The following is an 18,826-nucleotide window of genomic DNA, read 5'->3' as shown; positions in this document are numbered from 1 at the left end:
TTACAAATGAAAAAAATACACTACTGGTTTCTGGCAGTTATGTTGACACTCAGTACGACGTCCTGCGAAGATTACCTCGAACGCTACCCGCTGGAAGGCCCAGCCGACCAGTCTTATTTTGCCAATGCCAGCGAACTGGAACTAGCCGTCAATGGCTGCTACAAAGGCATGAATTTCCACCCGCTCGACGGTATGCCAACGCAGCTATTGCTCGATGACGGTACTGACCTTGGCTGGGATCGCAACAACAGTACACTGCAACAGATCGGGAAAGGCAGCCACGACAGCAACAACGGATTTTCGAAATCGGTATGGGATAACTCGTATAGAATTATCGGTCGTTGCAACTTCATTCTCGACAACATAGGCAAACTCGACGGCAAGATGGATGCTACGTTGCAGGCTCGCTACTGGGCCGAAACCCGCTTCGTTCGGGCGTATATGTATCACTATCTGATCGAACTGTTCGGTGGCGTTCCACTGATTACCAAAACGATAGGTCTGGAAGAATCACAGGTTCCGCAAAGTACAAAAGCCGAATGCGTTACGTTCATTATGAGCGAGTTGGACGCAGCCGCCAAGGATTTGCCTGTTAGTTATTCGGGTATAAATGCAGGCCGGGCTACAAGAGGAGCCGCTTTAGCCACCAAAGCACGTACTGCCCTCTACAACGAAAAATGGGCCGATGCAGCCACCGCTGCCAAAGCGGTTATGGACCTGAATTACCATAAACTGCACACGAATTACGGTCAATTATTCTCGTATGCCGGGCAGACATCGACCGAAATTATTTTCGCGCTTCAGTACCTGAAAACCAGTACGGTTGTCCACAGCACTCCGCAGAATTTTCTGTCGCGGAATGCGCAGGGTGCGTCCAACAAGGTTCCTGGCCAGGCACTTATCGATGCCTATGAGTGTACGGATGGGTTAACAATCGATAAATCGCCCTTATATAATCCGAAAGATCCGTTCAAAAACCGCGACCCCCGGCTCGATTTCACGGTGGCAGTTCCGGGTTCTAACTACTTCAATTTCAAGTTCGAAACCCACAAAGACAGCGTTAAAACGATTAACTACGCTACCGGTGCCCGTGTTGATAATCAGGACGCTATTCACGCGTTTGCTACGTATACCGGCTATTGCTGGCGGAAATACACCGACCTGACCGATGCGAACGATCGTAGCAATTCAGAACTGAACATTAGCCTGATTCGCTACGCCGAAGTATTGCTCATTTACGCCGAAGCCAAAATCGAAGCCAACCAGATCGACCAGTCGGTTTACGATGCCATCAATGCGGTCCGTCAGCGGCCTTCGGTGAATATGCCAGCCATTAAAACCGGCAAAACGCAGGCTGAAATGCGCTCGATTATTCGCAAAGAGCGCAAGTATGAATTGACGAATGAGGGTTTTCGGTTAATGGATATTCGTCGCTGGAAGCTGGCCGATAAGTTACTGGCGGGCAATTTCCTGGGTCGTATTCCGAAAGGTTTACTGGCTACGGCCCCCATCATCGACGCCAACGGTACGCCCGATTATAGCGCGGTACCGAACAAAGCCGACATGCGCGTTGTGGAAGTCCGGATTTTCAAAGCTGATCGGGATTATTTGTGGCCAATCCCCTTCATCGAAACCGTAACAAACAAAGCACTCGTCCAAAACCCTGGTTATTGATTTAATTGATAGTGAAGAATAAGATAACTAATTGATTGTCGGTTAATTTTTGTCATCCTGACGCAGGAAGGATCTTAAGGCTACCTTACTTGTGCAGTAGGGGACATTAAGATCCTTCCTGCGTCAGGATGACAAAAATGGACTATTCATTCTTTATAAACCCTTATGCCTACAACACGCCGTCGTTTTCTGAAAATCTCTGGCCTGAGCGGTCTGGCTTTTTCTGCGGGTCTGCCCGAATTGTATACGAATACAACTATACCTTTAGCCGATAGCGACTATGATTTGATTATTGTTGGTGGTACGCCCGGCGGCATCATGGCAGCCGTATCAGCGTCGCGAATGGGCAAAAGATCGTTGCTTCTGGAACGTACTGCGCATATAGGCGGCCTACCGGCCAATGGTCTCGGGGCGACCGATATTGCTACACGGGGAGCAACCGGCGGCCTGTTTCTCGAATTTGTGAACCGGATCAAAGCGCACTACGTAGCGAAATACGGTGCCGATTCACAACAGGCAAAAGATTGCGCTGATGGGTATCATTTCGAACCATCGGTAGCAGCCAAAATCTTCAATGACTTCCTGACAGAAAGCCCCAACGTTACGGTTATGACGATGCGGCAGTTCGACTTTGAACCCGAAAATCTGACCATTCAGAATCATCGAATTCAGGGCATTCGTGTACTGAACCGTATCACCAAAAAACCGGAAACGTATCAGGGCCGTTTTTTCATCGACGCTACGTATGAGGGCGATCTGATAGCCGCTGCGGACGTGCCGTTTTTTCTGGGTCGGGAAGGCAAGTCGGAGTATGGCGAGATAGGTGCCGGGCGAGTGTACAAATATTGGGCCGGGCCGGAAGGGCCGGGTTCGACATTCGCGGGCGACAATGCCGTACAATCCTACAATTATCGCCTTTGCGTGACTAATGACCCGAAAATCCGGGTTAAAATTCAGAAACCGGCCAATTACAATCGGGCGGAGTACGTATCGTTGATTAACGACGTCAAAACGGGCCATTATACAGGTGTGGCGATGTCGAAACTCACCGATGCGCAGCTAGCCGAGAACGAACGGAAAGCCAAAGCAGGCATCCGCCCCGAGGTGCCCGGTATGCCCAAAGGCATTGCCTGGTTAACGAACATGGTGAAGCTGCCCAACGGCAAAAACGACGGCAACAACCAGCACCACGCCTTCATCTCGACTGATCTGCCCGAAGAAAACTGGCCCTATCCAACCTCTGGCTGGGACTGGCGCGACCGCTTTGCCCAACGATTGCGTGAATACACCGAAGGCTTGTTTTATTTTGCTCAGAATGACCCCGAACTGCCCGACTGGTTTCGCAACGAATGTTCGGAATGGGGTTGGGCCAAAGACGAATATACCGACAACGGTCATTTCCCCCGGCAGCTCTACGTGCGCGAAGGTCGCCGGATGAAAGGCAAATACATCTTCAAAGCGCAGGATGCCATACCCGTAAAACCCGGTGAACGCCCTCCGCTACACGCCGACAGTATCACGGCCAGCCACTACGCCCTCGACTCTCACGCCGTTCGGAAACGGGAGCCAGGACGTATTCATCTGGACGGTTTTATCAGCTACCCGTCGGCAGTCTACACCGTTCCGTTTCGGGTAATTGTGCCCGATTCGCCCCTTGAGAATCTGCTGGCTCCGGTTCCGGCGTCAGCTACGCACATCGGTTTTTCCACGTTACGTATGGAACCCTGCTGGATGGCCCTCGGGCAAGCTGCCGGAACAGCAGCGGCTCTTTGTGTTCAGCAAAAGCAATCGGTTCATACGTTATCCGTTCCTGCCTTGCAGAAATCGCTGCTCCAGCAAAAGGCAATTCTCATTTACAGCAAAAGCATCAACACGGCTGATGCCAATTTTGAAGCGAATCAGTTAGCCGCTCTCCAAGCGAAATAAGGTGATCATCATTAATTGAACTCATGCGATACGTATCAATCATTTGTCTTACTTTTCTTTTAACGTATTCGGCCACTGCCCAGCAGCAGGTCGATATATGTGTTTACGGCGGCACGTCGGGCGGGGTTATAGCCGCTTACACAGCCCGAAAAGCCGGAAAAACCGTGCTGCTGATTGAACCTGGCAAACACCTCGGTGGTATGACCTCCGGCGGACTTGGCCTCACTGATATTGGCAATAAATACGCCATCACCGGCATCTCCCGCGATTATTACCGACGCATCGGAAAGCATTACGGCAAGTTTGAGCAATGGATTTTCGAGCCACACGTAGCAGAGGACTTATTCAACGAATATGTCAAGCGCGGCCAGGTGAACGTAGTGTATTCGCACCGGCTGGCGAGCGTGAAGAAAAACGGCGGCCAAATTCAGGAAATCGTTCTCGAAAATTCCGATAATCCATCCGCGAAACGTAGCGTTCGGGCCAAGATGTTTATCGATGCTACGTATGAGGGCGATTTGATGGCGAAAGCGGGCGTATCCTATACGGTTGGGCGCGAAGACAATTCGGCGTACAACGAAACGCTCAGTGGCGTTCAGCTCATGCACGGGCACCAGCTTCCCGATGGCATCGACCCGTATAAAACGCCCGGCAATTCCGAATCGGGGCTAGTTTGGGGCGTCAGTCCGGCCAAACTCGAACCCAACGGTACAGGTGACAAAAAAGTGCAGGCGTATAATTACCGCATTTGTTTGTCGTCGGACCCCGCTAATCAGGTGCCTATTACGCGCCCGGTGGGTTATGATTCGACTAAATTCGATTTGCTGGCCCGACTGATTGCCGCTCAGCCCAATAAAAAAACGCTCAACGATTATTTCATCTGGAGCGGGATGCCTAACAAAAAAACCGACATCAACAACCGGAACGGCTTCTCGACCGATATGATCGGGATGAATTATGACTACCCCGACGGTAGTTACGAAAAGCGGGCGCAAATTATCCGCGATCACGAGCTGTATACCAAAAGTCTGCTGTATTTCTTCGGTCATGATTCGCGGGTACCGGAAGAACTTCGGCAGTCGATGCTGAAGTGGGGTTATCCTAAGGACGAATACACCGACAATGGCAACTGGTCGCCACAACTCTACATCCGCGAAGCCCGTCGGATGGTGGGTGCTTACGTAATGACGCAGGCGAACTGCCAGGCAAAAGAAGTGGTGACCGATGGCGTTGGTATGGCCGCTTATCAGATGGATTCGCATAATATTCAGCGCATTGTCATCGAAAAAGATGGCAAGAAAATGGCGAAGAACGAAGGCAACGTAGAGGTTGGCGGTTTGGGACCTTACCCTATTTCGTATCGTGCGCTGATTCCGAAGGAAAGCGAATGCCAGAATTTGCTAGTTCCGGTTTGTCTGTCGGCAACGCACATTGCGTATGGTTCTATTCGGATGGAACCTGTATTTATGGTGCTGGGCCAATCGACGGCACTGGCAGCCTCGATGGCGATTGATGGGAAAACCAGCGTTCAGAAAATCGACGTTACCAAACTCCAGCAGAAGCTAAAATCCGACCCATTGTCTGATGGTAGTACGGCTGAAATTCTGATCGATAACGATGACAAAACCCACGTAGCAACGACAGGTTCATGGCGACTGGAAACCAAGAGCAAAGGCGGTTACGGCCCGTCGTATCTGGTGAATGAAGAATCTGCGGGTGGATCTGTTAAATTTACGCCTGATGTTGTCAAAGCGGGTAAGTACCACATTTACACCTATTTCCCCCGTCTGGCCAAGACAGCAACGGAACTAGGCATCACCGTTTCGAATGGTAAGACAAACAAAATTATCCCAATTAAACCCGCCGGTATTGTGGTTGTCGGCCAAGCCTCCGGTGAATGGGTTTCATTGGGAGAATATGAACTACCTAAAGGCAAAACTTCGTCGGTTGAAATCGTTGCCAAACAACCCGACGGCCCCGTGGTGGCGGATGCCGTCTTATTCGTTCCAGCCTTCTAAGTACCTCATACTGAAGCCAGGTAATTGAGCAGGCACAACGGGGAGTTCTCGTAAAACACTGAGAATATTCTCACAAAAGGCTACTACTTGCTCATAAAACACCCCAATCATGTGTTTGCTTCATGATTGGGGTGTTTTATGAGCAAGTAGTTATACCGGAGTTTTTTTCTTTGGGTATCCTGTAAGAAATTAAATAACAGGAAAACTTATGCTTCACGTTAGTCACTGAAGTTGATAGCTCCAAATCTTGATATGAAAAGTAGTTTGACCTTAGTGTGCTTAATCACCCTTTCCGGTTTATCGGCATTCGGTCAGTCAACGCCCCTAAGTAGTAAGCCGGATTCGGTTCCCGCTCAACAACGCTATCACTTTAAGTTGGCTTCAAATAATAGCCCAAAGCAACAGCCGTGGGCGACTGTATTTTTCTATCCATCCAAGAGTCGATCAGACAATGAAATCCGTCTACCCCTCGGTGTTAATCAAACGACCGTTCGACTTAGTTCGGGGGATCGAGTGCTTCAGGTCGATGAGGATTACGTGTTCATTCCCAACGCCAATCGAATCCGAGTGTTGGATGAGGATGCCCTGACTGCACAATATCCAATTAGGATCACTTACCAGGAAATAGCAAGTACAGATAACAAACGGCTTAATTTACGATATAAGCCCTAGAGCCTCATAAAAGGAGTAGCCGATGTAAAAGTCGATATGGCTACGATCTGACTAGTAAAACCAGCAATTCTTAGCCGTTAACTGACTGGTAAAGAGCTATTCATTTATAGCGTTTTGTTGTCCCCTGGATTTTTGCGGCCGCATGGCCGGTCCCGCAACGGCACGGTCCCGCAACGGCGGACCGTGCCGTTGCGGGACCGGCCATGCGGCACTTATATAACAACCAGTAATGGTCAATCTTAAGTACTTTCTCATTGATATTCAGCAGGGAGCTTATTTGGATGCTGCTATAGAGATACCACCTAAATTAGCGGAAGAAACTGGTTTCTGGCGATTCTTGGCCGCACTGTACTTGTACTACATGGCAATACTCATTCTGTCAGGAGGGGTATTGGCGAAACTGGTAGGCCCCTTGCATCTCGATTTTGTACAAGCCTCCCTACTCACGGGGGCTATCCCTTATTTTTTCTACCGACAAGTTCTAAGGCGTTTCGTCATCAACCGGTTTGATTTTGTCTTAACGGATGCCCAAAAAACAAAGTGCGTAAAACTCTACCGCTACGTTTTCGCTGGTGCATTTGGCGTTTTTTCCATTGCTATCAGTATTGTCTATTGTATATCTAAGAGATCCTTCTGAGGTTAAATAAGACGTACATAATCTTTCTTATTTCCACTAACATAAGTGTCGTGGCTGTTGCAAAAGTCTCGAAAGGATTGATTTGGCCCATTTCTAATTTGGAAACAAGAGTCAGTAATGCGAGGGCTAGTACTGGAAAGGACAGGTTTGTGGTAAGAAATAGTACGTAGATTCTTAGGTTGATGTCTGTAAGTCAGTAAACGCCCGGATTATGGAGCAGATGAATATGGCTTCATCGTTTCCTGATGAAGCGTATACACGAATACTGTTCGTCTCAGGTGGGAGCGTTTATGAGAATAAATAAAAAATAATTATTGGACATAGTTTGTTGTTCTTGCTTACTTAAGGGTGAGTATGCTGGGTTGGGTAGAATTTTCCATGATTCAAACGATTTTTGCAACCGCAGCCACGCCACTTATACACCAAAAAAGCACATGTTCGTTTGCCTGATAAACACTCAACCTCATGAACAAACTATTTCTGGTTCTTCCGCTATTAGGGCTTTTTAGTTGTAAATCGGACGATCAACCCGCGGACGTGGCTGCTCGCGCTTCGGGCAAATACATTGTTCAAGTATACAGTGTGTTCGGAGACACTGTATACTCAACCAGCGGTATCAATAAGATTGGCGTGAGCGACTTTTATATAGTCGTTGACCGGAAGGGGCCAGATTCGGTACGAGTAGGGACCTTCTACACCCGCAAGCGCTTGCCCGTTCGTTTTCTAAAAGATGTTCGTGTTACTGAAACCAATGGCAAGTTTCAATTATCAGCTACTAACTATGTTGCTTCGGGTTATCAGGGAATTATAGAAGGAAACACTTTCAAGGAGCGAAGTATAAATGCGGGATTGCTGATTCCGCTTGTTGACTCACTAAAAAGTACCTATGTTCCTTCTCCGGCAGGTATAGTTATCTCGGCTCAGAAGTAAATTAATTTCAGAATTTAACGATACGAGCGTTTTAGGAGAATATATAAATGAGTTACCACCATCTGTTCTGAAAGCCTCTAAGTATCAGGTGATGTGATTGGCACATTCTCTCAATAATCGAACCTACCTAAAACAAACGATATTCACGGTTCAGCTTCTTGACTGATCAGGGGCTTGACATCGGCCTGGTCAATGCAAACACCCTGCGACGACGGTAAAATAAGGCACAGCAGTAGGCGAAGTGACACACACTTATGAATAGCTTTGGGCCTAAATTCTATCGGCCCATGGAAAGTAGTGCCACCTCAACCGACAATGCCGCTACTCAACGTGAGGAGATGAGCAGCCGGATCAAAACCTATCGCCGACAGCGCCACCTTTCTCAGGAGGAGCTCGCCCACTTAGCCGGGCTTTCCCTGCGCACCATTCAGCGAATCGAAAAGGGGGAATCGGTGGGTAGCGCCTATACGCTGCGCACCTTGGCGAGCGCTTTACAGCTAAGTCCGGAAGACTTGACGGCTCCCCAATCACCACCCAACACTGTCTCAAACCCGGCCAGCTTAAACTACCTGCTTAGGCTAAACTGGAGCGCCTTAATCGGTATTATCCTGCCCCTGGCCAATATTATCCTACCGGCCATCCTGCTTTGGCGCTACCGACACGATCCACTGGTTAGGCAGCGTGGGCCGCAGATCGTTAGCTTCCAGCTTATCTGGACGATGAGTACCCTGTTGATGATGCTGGTCATCCCCTTACTATTGGCGGGATTGTCTTTCCTGGTAGGAATGCCCTTTCCCTTATTTATCCCCGTCTATGGGATTGGTCTGGGCGTGAATCTATTCTTCATCTTTCGCATCGCCCTACAATTGCCCAACCCATCATCATTTCTCGATAAGTTGCCTAGGGTGCTCTGAATCAGCCTTGTCACAGAATTGGCGGGAAAATGGCATACCTCTTGTTTAGGGAATTGGGCGCGGAGAATCGAGATTTGCCAACCGAATCCGGTTCAGCAATCGATCATCGCTCATGAGTAGCAAACGTATAACTTTTCTCCTGGTCATAAGTGTGGTTCTTTCCGCTAACGCTCAGCCCGTCAGGCAACAAATTAAACACCTAGTCGATACCTATGCTGCGTTAGGCAAATTTAACGGCAGCATCCTGGTGGCTGCTCAGGGTAAACGCTTACTCAATAAGGGCTATGGCTACCAGGATATCAAACGGAAAACGCGCAATAATCCCCATACGATTTACCAGATTGCCTCCCTTACCAAGTCCTTTACGGCTACCCTAATCTTAAAGCTGGTTGAATCAAACCGCCTGGCCTTAACCGATAACGTCAGTCAGTTTTATCCGGATTTCCCCCAAGGCGATCGCATCACGATTGACCAATTATTATCCCATACATCCGGCCTTTCGGACGACGATTCGAACACCAGGACGAACATCTATTCAGGTTCTGAGGAAGCTAAATTTTTGGCAGCCTTGCGAGATCGGGCCTTGGATTTTAGCCCCGGAACGGACTGGAAATATAGTAATGCGGGCTACATCTTGCTGGGGTACCTTATTGAGCATGTAACCGGCATGAGCTACTATGAAGCAATCCAAACCTACCTGTTTTCTCCACTTGGGATGAACCACAGTAGTTTTGATTTTATTGGCCTGTCGAGTCCCAATAAGGCAACGGGCTATTGGGAGTTCCCCCAAAACGATACGGCTCGTGCGGCCACCCTGATTGACTATCGTGGCCCCCGTGCCGCCGGAGCCATCTATTCCACGACCGGTGATCTCTACCAATGGCACCAGGGCTTACAGAAGGGTAAACTGGTCAGTTCATCCTTACTCAACCAGGCGTACACCCCCGTAAAGAACGACTATGGCTATGGTTGGATGATTGATTCGGTGAGTAGGGCAAAAGTGGTTTGGCACAGTGGTGATATCTGGGGTTTCAAGTCCGAGTTAGCGCGTGTCCCCGCCGATGACATCTGTATCATCATGCTCAACAACATGGAAGACGTGGATTTGCATATCATCGCTCGCAAGATTCTGGCGATTCTTTATCACCAACCTTACCAATGGCCTGCCCACACGAAAATTCAGCTTAGCACCAGGCAGTTGCAGGCGTATGTAGGGGAGTACCTGCTACGGCCCGGGGAATGGATTAAAGTAAGTCTGGAAGGCAATCGTCTGAAGTCCACCACTACGCGCAAACAAGAGCTTTATGCCCAAAAGAAGGATTATTTTCTGTTGGATGATGGCCGTGAACAACTCGGGGTTGTCTTTAACCGAAACTCCTCGGGCTTAGTGACGGATTTGTCGTTTCGTCTTGGCGAGCGGAAAGTGGTCTGCCCCAAAAAGCAATAGTGCTGGACGATTTAGTGTTGATGTATGCTGACAGTACGTTTGGCGGTCATTTTAAAGAGCAGTTAGAAACCATATATGATATGCGGGCCATCATTCCAAAGTCTCCCATCACCAATCAACCTGCTAGTAATAAGCTAATTATTTACCAATGACGATGGATAGTGGAGCGAACTATTTCTTGGTTAGGCAACAATCGACGGTTGGCTAAGGACTACGAGCGTACCCTCTTATCTGCCCAAGCTTTTATTTGGATCGCTCACATCAGGCGTACCATTAAACGAGTTTGGCCATAACTCAAACAACTTCTAAACCGGCGTATTAGTAGGCCGGAGGAGTTACGCCGACAGGTGGATGCGTGGGTTACTGAGCGCAATCACCGCGCAGCCAAGGTGCATTGGAGATTTATGGTAACCACTGCCGAAACCAAACTCAAACGGTGGTATGAACAGGTGAATCCTGCTAACAAGGGCGTCACTACAAGGACTAACTTGGAAGAGTACTTACTGCTAAAAGTTCTTACCCTTAAATGTCGACTCCCTGACGATTAATTCTCCTGGTAGGACGATTTCATTCCCTTTAAAATTACTTTTAGCAATATGTTTCATAAGCAGTTCACAACATTTCATCCCAATTTCATAGGCTGGCTCTGCTACCGTTGAAAGGGTGGGAGAAATAATTTCGCAGATTGGATCGTTGGTAAAACCTATTACGCCAACCTCTTGTCCAACTTTTATATTTTTCCTTTTTAGGGCGACAATCGCGCCAATTGCTTTCCTGTCATTCACCGCAAATATAGAATCTGGAACTGAATCGTTGTCACGAAAAAGAGTTTCAATATCTCTTTCACCCGCTTTTTGTGAAAAGTCCGAATAGACTATCCATTCATCATTTACTGCCAGATTGTTATCTTCCAATGCACTCAAATAGCCTTGCATCCGGTTTTCTGTAAGAAATCCTCCCTTTGGGCCAGTGATGTGTGCAATGTTTTTGTATCCGCCCTCGATTAGGTGTTTTACAGCCATATAAGCACCGTTGTAATCATCCTGCATCACTTTCGAAACGTTTATTGTATTTGGCACCCGGTCGAAAAATACGACTGGCAAACCATCCTCAATCATTTCTTGAAAATGCGTACACAAATTGGCAGGTGAGCAAATACAGGCTAGAAGCCCATCCAGACTGCTAACCGACAGATCCTTGATTATTTTCTTTTCTAGTTCTTCTGAATCGTTGGTGATGTACAAAATGATATTGTAATTATTCTGATGGGCTACTTCCTGGATACCGGTAATGACAGTTGAGAAATAATAGTTGGTAATAGCAGGGATGATCACCCCAATTTTATGTGTACTCCTTTTGACTAGTCCTGTTGCATTAAAATTTGGCTTATAGTTCATTTTTGTAGCCATATCAGTAACCAATTGCTTGGTCTGTGGGCTGACATCATGGGCATCCCTAAGTGCACGGGACACAGTGGCAACTGATATTCCGAGTGCGTGCGCTATGTCCTTAATCGTAGTAAATCGACGCATGTACTTTTTTGGGAATAGATACAGGAATTGAATTAGCGATAACGTTCTCGCTAATATTTAGCTGTTGACGGACATATAACCAAGCAAATTCATTGTAAAATTGTGTCCGTCAGTAAGGAAACGCAAATGAAGAACCAATTTACAGCCTTCACCTAACAAACGGGATTGACCAAATTTAGCGATTTGTTAGCTCTAGCATTGGCAGCCTACTGGTTGGCAGAGATGACTTTGTATGCAACACATACATGTAAACGATGTCCTCATTCTAAGAATTAATCTGAAGGAAGTGAAAAGGAACTTATGAAAAAAAGAGATTTTTTAAAACTTACAGCCTTAGGTAGCATTGGCATATTCAATTACGACACGGCAAACGGACGGCAGCAGTCTCAAGCCTTAGCGGGTTCCCAAAAATTTAACATGAGCGGGTATGCAGCGCCCAAGATAGATACCGTACGTATAGGGTACATTGGGCTTGGTAATCGGGGTTCCCAAGCCGTCACAAGAATCCTAAGTCTTGAAAATGTAGAGGTTAGAGCCATCTGTGACATAAGGTCGGATATAGCTCAAGCTTCTGCCAATAATTTCATAAACAAAGATCTAAAGCCCGCTGTTTACGCTGGTTCGGCGGATGCCTGGAAGAAGCTGTGTGAGCGCGATGATATTGACTTGATTTACATTTGTACTCCCTGGAGCCTGCATACGCCTATGGCCTTATACGCCATGGAACACGGAAAGCATGTGGCGGTTGAAATTCCGGCGGCAAAGACGGTGGACGAATGCTGGAAACTGGTTGAGACGTCGGAACGCACTAAAAAGCACTGCATGATGCTCGAAAACTGCTGCTATGATTTTTTTGAATTGCTGACGCTGAATATGGCTCGGCAAGGCTATTTTGGCAACATAATACACGCTGAAGGGGCATACATTCATGATATTTACGATTCTTTTTTTGATAAAAATAAACGGTACAATCTTTGGCGCTTGAAAGAAAACCAAAGAAATGGCAATCTGTATCCGACGCACGGATTAGGTCCTGTGGCCCAAGTCCTGGATATTAACCGGGGAGATAAAATGGACTATCTTGTCAGCGTGTCCAGTAATGATTTTATGCTGTCAACTCGTGCTAATAAGCTTTCAAAGGAAGATCCTGATTTTAAACAGTTCGAGGGAAAAACCTTCCGGGGAAACATGAATACAACCACGATCCGAACAGCAAAAGGTAAAACCATTATGCTGCAGCACGATGTAACTTCGCCCCGGGTTTATTCAAGGCTGCACCTGATTAGCGGCACAAAGGGCTCTGCTCAGAAATACCCGTTATTATCTGACACAAACAAGGGACGCATTTCGCAGGGTCATGAATGGCTGAGCGATGAGCGTTATAAATCGATTGAGGAGACATACACCCCTGACATCATAAAAAGGATTGGTGAGCTTGCCAGAAAAGTCGGCGGGCACGGCGGTATGGACTTTCTAATGGACTGGCGTTTAATTGATTGCTTGAGAAATGGTTTGCCATTAGATCAGGATGTATACGATGCGGCCTCCTGGAGTGTAATTGCTCCGTTAACGGAATGGTCCATAGCCCATCGTTCCAACTCGATTAATATTCCTGACTTTACCCGCGGTGCCTGGAAGACTAACAAACCAGTAGATACGACTCTCCAACACGGTGGGAATACAGGAGTAAAAGCGTAACGATATAAATCTACTTACCAGTATTCATATTAATAGATTAGTGAAAATGAAAGTTATTATAACTCCGGATAAGTATGAGTTGGGAAATGAAGCAGCGAAGTATGCTTCTGAATTGATCCGTGAGGCCATTTTAGTAAAAGGCCAGGCTAATATTATACTGGCGACAGGAACCAGCCAGTTCGAAACGCTTGACCGATTAACAAGTGAAGATATAGACTGGTCAAAAGTAACGATGTTCCATCTGGACGAGTATGTTGATCTGCCAGTGACACATCGAGCGAGTTTTAGAAAATATCTCTCGGAGCGTTTTATCGAAAAAGTATCTCCGCTCAAAGCCGTACACCTGATCAACGGGGAAGGTGACACTGCACTTGAACTCGAAAATTTAAATAATATCATCAGCCAGCATCCAATTGACGTAGCCCTTGTGGGCATCGGCGAGAACGGGCATCTAGCGTTTAATGACCCACCGGCAGATTTTGACAATCAGACGCCATATCTGCTTGTAAATCTGGATGAGTTGTGCCGCAAACAACAGTTGGGCGAGGGGTGGTTCACAAGTTTTGATCAGGTTCCCAGGCAGGCTATAAGCATGTCCGTGAGTCAGATTATGAAATCGAAATATATTATTTGTTCTGTTCCCGATGAACGAAAAGCATTGGCAGTCAGCAATAGTCTGCAGCAGCAGGTAAGCAACCATTATCCTGCGAGTATTCTGCAGACTCATCCGGCGTGCACATTTTTCCTAGACAAAAGTTCATCATCCCTGTTGTCGAGTGAATTATTAGCAGAAATTCTGTAAGATACTTAATAATCGGAAGCCGGATTTTTGCTCACCATAAATGCCAGCCGGGTTATAGAAGAACACTGATATACGATCTCGAAAGTGATGAAACCCCCGCAATCCGACCAGTATGCTATGCCAAATCCGCGAAGAGACTTTTTTAAAACCTCTTTTTCAGCCTTGGCTCTTTCGTTTACTTCCAAAACAAATTTACTGCCTTCTGTCCCAAACTCAAGACCTGTGATCATGAGAGAGGTACCCATTACTGAAAAAAGTATCATCGGAGGCTATGGAAACTGGGCCGCGTCACTTTTAAAACCTGTGCCGACGTTGTCGTATCGAAATCCAAAGTGGAAAGATCTTTCATCCTGGCACAAACTGGCTTCGGCAAAGGCCTCAGAAGTAATAGCAAGCCCTGCCCGCAGCGCCATTCCACCCACAGTGACTGTTGACAAACAGTACATTTATGACGGGCTTGAGTTTGAAGAAATCTCATGGCAATTGCCATACGGAAGAAGAACGAAAGCAATCGTTTTGAAACCACAAGGTACTTCCAGGCCGTTGCCAGCTATATTGGGACTGCATGATCATGGCGGGAAAAAGTATTTTGGGTATAGGAAAATTGTCAGAACGGGTGATGAGCAACATCCACTTTTAAAGGAACATCGGGATTCTGATTATGGTGGAATAGCCTGGGCCAATGAAATCGCCAAACGTGGATACCTGGTAATGGTGCACGACACATTCGCTTTTGGAAGCAGACGGGTACTCTATGAAGATTTGCAGGGACTCGAAGACAGTCCGGCCAATATCATTGGCCGGACGGATGGTGATCCGGAAACAAGCAAAAACATTGAGGTGTACAATGCATGGGCAGCAGAACATGAGCATATTATGGCCAAATCGCTGTTTTGTGCCGGAACGACGTGGCCAGGTGTTTTTCTTTCCGAGGATCAGAGTGCGCTCGATATTCTATCCGCCAGAACAGATGTGATAGCCGGCAAAATAGGATGTGGCGGCTTGTCAGGAGGAGGACTACGAACGGTCTATCTGGCAGGTATGGATACGCGTATCAAATGCGCCGTCTGTGTAGGGTTTATGAGTACCTGGAAAGATCTGGTTTTAACCAAATCCGTTACGCATACCTGGATGACGTTTACCCCACTTTTACCCAACTATATTGATTTTCCAGAAATTCTTGGGCTACGGGTTCCATTGCCCACGCTTGTTCAGAACAACAATCAGGATGTACTTTACACGCTGTCGGAAATGAAAGAAGCTGACAAAATTTTGGCAGAGGTTTTTAAAAAAGCAGGCGCTTCAGAAAACTACGTCGGCAAATTTTACGATGGTCCGCACAAGTTTGATGCTGCTATGCAAACCGACGCCTTCAATTGGTTTGACAAATGGCTGAAGTAGCTTCAGAATAAACGTGATTTTGTAAAAGCTACAAAATTTTCTATACTCATCTACTATGAATACTTGAAAAATGATATCTACACAAAATACGCCAAGGAGAAAATTTATTACATCAGGGTTAACGGCGCTGGCGGGACTATCGGTAATCTCACAACCTGGTTTTGGTGCAAGGTTTAAAGCGCAGGACAAAATCAGAGTAGGTATTATCGGTACAGGTTCCCGGGGGACTGGTTTAGCTTCTTTGATTAAACAAATACCCGGCTTTTCGCTGATGGCCTGTTGCGATACAATTCCTACAAATTTGCAAAATGGAATAGCATGGGCAGATAAAAAAGCCACTGCGTATACGGACTACCGTAAGTTGCTCGATGATCCAAGCATTGCTGCCGTTATTATTGCAACACCTCTTTACCTACACTATCCGATGGCCGTAGCAGCGCTGGAAGCGGGCAAGCATGTTTACTTGGAAAAATCAATGACCTATGACATTCCGCAAGCTATGGATCTGGTTAAGCGAGTGAAGAAATCGGGGCTGATTTTCCAGATAGGTTACCAATATCGTTATTACGGCTTGTATCACCGAGTAAAAGAGATTATAAACCAAAACTGGTTGGGAAAAATAACGCATTTTGAATGTCAGTACAACCGAAATTCTAATTGGCGCCTGCCGGTTTCGGATCCAAAGCTTGAACGAACAATCAACTGGCGAATGTACCGAGAATATTGTGGAGGACCATTGTCTGAACTTTGTGCGCATGAAATCGATGTGGTTAATTTCATGCTCGAAAGTCATCCGTTAAAAGTTGTTGGATTAGGAGGCATAAATTATTGGAAGGACGGTAGAGATACCTATGACAATATCAGAGCGGTCTACGAATACGCAAACGGAGTAAAAGGGAGCTTTACGTCAGTCCTTTCAAATGCTTATAATGGGTACAGCATCCGCATTCTCGGCGATAAAGCGACGGTAGAAATTCTGCGCGACCAGGCCTTCATCTATCCCGAAAACACGAATAATGCTAAAGGTACCGTTGATGGTGTAACGGGTGCAACGCTCGCATTAACCACGCAAGGGCAGGGAATTGAAGTGGAATATTTAAAACCCGGCGAAGAGAACAGGGAACCTACAATGGCTGCGCTGCTGGATTTTCTCACCTGTATCCAGACAAATAAAAAGCCGGTGTCTAATGTTGAAACGGGGCGCGACGGATCCATTGCCATACACATGGGTAATGCCGCTGCGGACACGGAGTCCGTTCAGGTATGGAAGCCTGAATATTCAATCTGATGGTACGATTAGCCTTTTTCTCTTGCGAAAAAAACAATTAACCCCAGCAGTTTTGGCCCTCACCATTTGGGTCAGCTCCTGTATGCGAACTGGCGTGAACGTTCCCTTGCAACCCTTTTACATCCAAGGGACTACACAGGGAACCACTTACGTAATTACCTATTATGCAGGCCAAGAGCGCATAAAGAAATCTTCTGTTGACAGCATTTTCAGCCAGCTCGATCAATCGCTTTCTATCTACAAACCCTATTCACTTATCAGTCAGTTCAACAATTCAGAGCGGGGCATTGAAACCGATGTGCATTTGAGTAAAGTCGTAAGAAAATCACTTGAAGTTTGTAAAGAAACCAACGGGATCTTCGACATTACCGTTTACCCGCTTATAAACGCCTGGGGTTTTGGAACGCAAAAAACGAATACTTTGCCCGATTCTGCCTACATAAAATCACTGTTACCCTGCGTTGGTTCTGAAAAAATCTTATTGGATAAAAACCGGTTGAACAAAAAACTGCCCTGCGTGAAAATCGATGTGAATGGTATCGCTCAAGGTTACAGCGTCGACGTTATTGCCAACTTCCTTGAATACAGCGGAATCCAAAATTACCTGGTAGAAGTGGGTGGCGAAATCAGGGTAAAAGGAAGGAAATACCCCGAAAGTATTCCTATGTCCATTGGTATTGAAACGCCCTCTGAAAATGAATTCGAACAAACGGATATCCGAAAAGTTTTCAGCATCACAAATGGAGCGGTTACCACTTCCGGAAGTTATCGAAAATTTCGAAAGGCGGGTTCGGTACAGATTTCGCATATAATTGATCCAAAATCGGGGTTTTCAGCACAAACAAATTTGATAAGTGTTACTGTTTACGCCAGCGACGCAATCACTGCGGACGGCTATGACAATGCCTTACTCGCCATGGGTTTGGACAGATCACTGGCATTTCTGACTACTCACCGGCATTTGCAGGCTTACTTCATTTACAAAAAAATGGATGGTCTGTTGGCGGATACAGCCACGACCGGATTCTACAAATTTCTCAAATAAGCTGCTTCTTATTTTATTATTCAAACGGCCAGGAAAGGGCCGTTTTCTGTGTACAATAATTATTGTTGATTTTCGAGAACGTTAACGGAAACGTTCTCGCTACTATTTTCGCCAAATATCATTGAATAGACTTTAATTCATGGTAACATCGTCGTGAGGAAAATTTAATACTGATAATCTAGTAAACTACCAGACAATATTTTTTCGATTCACAGATGTGAAGCAGAAAGATATTGTTTGAAAAACTCTCCGTATACCTATATGGCCTGTGTCGCTAGACGGGCTGGGACGCTTTACTAAGCTCGGTGGTTCGGTAATGATTATGGGACTTCGTGGAAATGCTATTCTGCCACTTCTTTATGGATACTGACCTCCTCCCGGAAAAGCGTTCCAGTATAAAGTAGAGAAAATCGGGCAATTGTGCCATCTTAAACAACCAGACAATTGCCATGAAGAAGAACAAATTCACCGAAGCGCAACGGGGTGGCCCGAGCCATCGTCTTTGCTCTCAAACAAGCTGAGACTGGAGTAGCCGTGGCCGAAGTATGTCGCAATCGGACGGCCGAAGCCGATGGGTATTAGCGAAGCTACCTGTTACAATTGGAACCGGGCCGCCGGTGCGGATGAGTGCTTGAACGCTCATTGGTTCTTGTCGCTGGAAGATGCTCAGGAAAAAGTTGAACACTGGCCGGGGCCGCCCGTGCGGGCAGGAATACAATAACTTCCGACCTCATAGCTCACTCGGTGGGCTAACGCCAAATGAGCCGGGCCGCCGGGCGGTTGGAAAGATAAAAAGAAAACCAACAAATGAACGTCCGATCCTCAATCTTTGACCGGTACGC

The 18,826-nt window shown here is 46.7% G+C and carries 13 protein-coding genes and 2 pseudogenes; 14 read left to right on the top strand and 1 reads right to left on the bottom strand.

The genetic code is table 11. The features are described 5' to 3' along the window. Positions 1-6: 6 nt before the first annotated feature. The 8 genes and pseudogenes from ACYU8Y_RS21700 to ACYU8Y_RS21665 form a co-directional block, all read left to right on the top strand. The gene (locus tag ACYU8Y_RS21700; RefSeq protein ID WP_460940199.1) at positions 7-1,674 is read left to right on the top strand and encodes a RagB/SusD family nutrient uptake outer membrane protein; all 1,668 of its coding nucleotides are present in this window, start codon (positions 7-9) and stop codon (positions 1,672-1,674) included. A gap of 165 nt (positions 1,675-1,839) precedes the next feature. Then, positions 1,840-3,600, top strand: a complete 1,761-nt coding sequence (locus ACYU8Y_RS21695; protein WP_460940198.1) for an FAD-dependent oxidoreductase — start codon at positions 1,840-1,842, stop codon at positions 3,598-3,600. Positions 3,601-3,623: 23 nt separating this feature from the next. Beyond that, positions 3,624-5,618 (top strand): FAD-dependent oxidoreductase, encoded by a 1,995-nt coding sequence (locus ACYU8Y_RS21690; protein ID WP_460940197.1) that lies wholly within the window; start codon positions 3,624-3,626, stop codon positions 5,616-5,618. A gap of 901 nt (positions 5,619-6,519) precedes the next feature. Next, on the top strand, positions 6,520-6,927 hold the full coding sequence (locus ACYU8Y_RS21685; protein ID WP_460940196.1) for a hypothetical protein: 408 nt from the start codon (positions 6,520-6,522) through the stop codon (positions 6,925-6,927). A gap of 465 nt (positions 6,928-7,392) precedes the next feature. Next, positions 7,393-7,857, top strand: coding sequence for a hypothetical protein (locus ACYU8Y_RS21680; protein ID WP_460940195.1), 465 nt, complete (start codon positions 7,393-7,395; stop codon positions 7,855-7,857). A gap of 287 nt (positions 7,858-8,144) precedes the next feature. After that, complete coding sequence (locus ACYU8Y_RS21675; protein WP_460940194.1) at positions 8,145-8,771, top strand: helix-turn-helix domain-containing protein; 627 nt, start codon at positions 8,145-8,147, stop codon at positions 8,769-8,771. A 112-nt stretch (positions 8,772-8,883) separates the two neighbouring features. Further along, a complete protein-coding gene (locus tag ACYU8Y_RS21670) occupies positions 8,884-10,218 on the top strand; it encodes a serine hydrolase domain-containing protein (protein ID WP_460940193.1) in 1,335 nt (444 codons plus the stop codon). A gap of 152 nt (positions 10,219-10,370) precedes the next feature. Continuing rightward, positions 10,371-10,511: pseudogene (locus ACYU8Y_RS21665) on the top strand (transposase); the annotation flags it as partial. Positions 10,512-10,724: 213 nt separating this feature from the next. Here ACYU8Y_RS21665 and ACYU8Y_RS21660 read toward each other — a convergent pair. Next, positions 10,725-11,750 carry a LacI family DNA-binding transcriptional regulator gene (locus ACYU8Y_RS21660; RefSeq protein WP_460940191.1) on the bottom strand — a complete coding sequence of 342 codons (1,026 nt, stop codon included), beginning with the start codon at positions 11,748-11,750 and terminating at the stop codon, positions 10,725-10,727. Between the two features lie 300 nt (positions 11,751-12,050). Here ACYU8Y_RS21660 and ACYU8Y_RS21655 point away from each other — a divergent pair, with 300 nt between their 5' ends. The 6 genes and pseudogenes from ACYU8Y_RS21655 to ACYU8Y_RS21630 all read left to right on the top strand — a co-directional run. After that, positions 12,051-13,448 (top strand): Gfo/Idh/MocA family protein, encoded by a 1,398-nt coding sequence (locus tag ACYU8Y_RS21655; protein WP_460940190.1) that lies wholly within the window; start codon positions 12,051-12,053, stop codon positions 13,446-13,448. 46 nt (positions 13,449-13,494) lie between these two features. Further along, the gene (locus ACYU8Y_RS21650) at positions 13,495-14,250 is read left to right on the top strand and encodes a glucosamine-6-phosphate deaminase (protein ID WP_460940189.1); all 756 of its coding nucleotides are present in this window, start codon (positions 13,495-13,497) and stop codon (positions 14,248-14,250) included. An 87-nt stretch (positions 14,251-14,337) separates the two neighbouring features. Next, on the top strand, positions 14,338-15,651 hold the full coding sequence (locus ACYU8Y_RS21645; protein WP_460940188.1) for a dienelactone hydrolase family protein: 1,314 nt from the start codon (positions 14,338-14,340) through the stop codon (positions 15,649-15,651). Between the two features lie 70 nt (positions 15,652-15,721). Then, a complete protein-coding gene (locus tag ACYU8Y_RS21640) occupies positions 15,722-16,939 on the top strand; it encodes a Gfo/Idh/MocA family protein (protein WP_460940187.1) in 1,218 nt (405 codons plus the stop codon). Between the two features lie 22 nt (positions 16,940-16,961). Then, positions 16,962-17,984 carry an FAD:protein FMN transferase gene (locus tag ACYU8Y_RS21635; RefSeq protein WP_460940186.1) on the top strand — a complete coding sequence of 341 codons (1,023 nt, stop codon included), beginning with the start codon at positions 16,962-16,964 and terminating at the stop codon, positions 17,982-17,984. Positions 17,985-18,606: 622 nt separating this feature from the next. Further along, positions 18,607-18,817 (top strand): annotated as a pseudogene (locus tag ACYU8Y_RS21630) (integrase core domain-containing protein); the annotation flags it as partial. Positions 18,818-18,826: the final 9 nt, after the last annotated feature.

The organism is Spirosoma humi (assembly GCF_054776575.1).
The sequence above is the reverse complement of the archived record's forward strand: the minus strand, read 5'-3'. Positions and strand labels throughout refer to the sequence as shown.

Excerpts from the sequence above, each read along its gene's own strand:
- ACYU8Y_RS21700 (WP_460940199.1), top strand. The coding sequence starts at position 7 with ATGAAAAAAATACACTACTGGTTTCTGGCAGTTATGTTGACACTCAGT.
- ACYU8Y_RS21695 (WP_460940198.1), top strand. The coding sequence starts at position 1,840 with ATGCCTACAACACGCCGTCGTTTTCTGAAAATCTCTGGCCTGAGCGGT.
- ACYU8Y_RS21690 (WP_460940197.1), top strand. The coding sequence starts at position 3,624 with ATGCGATACGTATCAATCATTTGTCTTACTTTTCTTTTAACGTATTCG.
- ACYU8Y_RS21685 (WP_460940196.1), top strand. The coding sequence starts at position 6,520 with ATGGTCAATCTTAAGTACTTTCTCATTGATATTCAGCAGGGAGCTTAT.
- ACYU8Y_RS21680 (WP_460940195.1), top strand. The coding sequence starts at position 7,393 with ATGAACAAACTATTTCTGGTTCTTCCGCTATTAGGGCTTTTTAGTTGT.
- ACYU8Y_RS21675 (WP_460940194.1), top strand. The coding sequence starts at position 8,145 with ATGGAAAGTAGTGCCACCTCAACCGACAATGCCGCTACTCAACGTGAG.
- ACYU8Y_RS21670 (WP_460940193.1), top strand. The coding sequence starts at position 8,884 with ATGAGTAGCAAACGTATAACTTTTCTCCTGGTCATAAGTGTGGTTCTT.
- ACYU8Y_RS21660 (WP_460940191.1), bottom strand. The coding sequence starts at position 11,750 with ATGCGTCGATTTACTACGATTAAGGACATAGCGCACGCACTCGGAATA.
- ACYU8Y_RS21655 (WP_460940190.1), top strand. The coding sequence starts at position 12,051 with ATGAAAAAAAGAGATTTTTTAAAACTTACAGCCTTAGGTAGCATTGGC.
- ACYU8Y_RS21650 (WP_460940189.1), top strand. The coding sequence starts at position 13,495 with ATGAAAGTTATTATAACTCCGGATAAGTATGAGTTGGGAAATGAAGCA.
- ACYU8Y_RS21645 (WP_460940188.1), top strand. The coding sequence starts at position 14,338 with ATGAAACCCCCGCAATCCGACCAGTATGCTATGCCAAATCCGCGAAGA.
- ACYU8Y_RS21640 (WP_460940187.1), top strand. The coding sequence starts at position 15,722 with ATGATATCTACACAAAATACGCCAAGGAGAAAATTTATTACATCAGGG.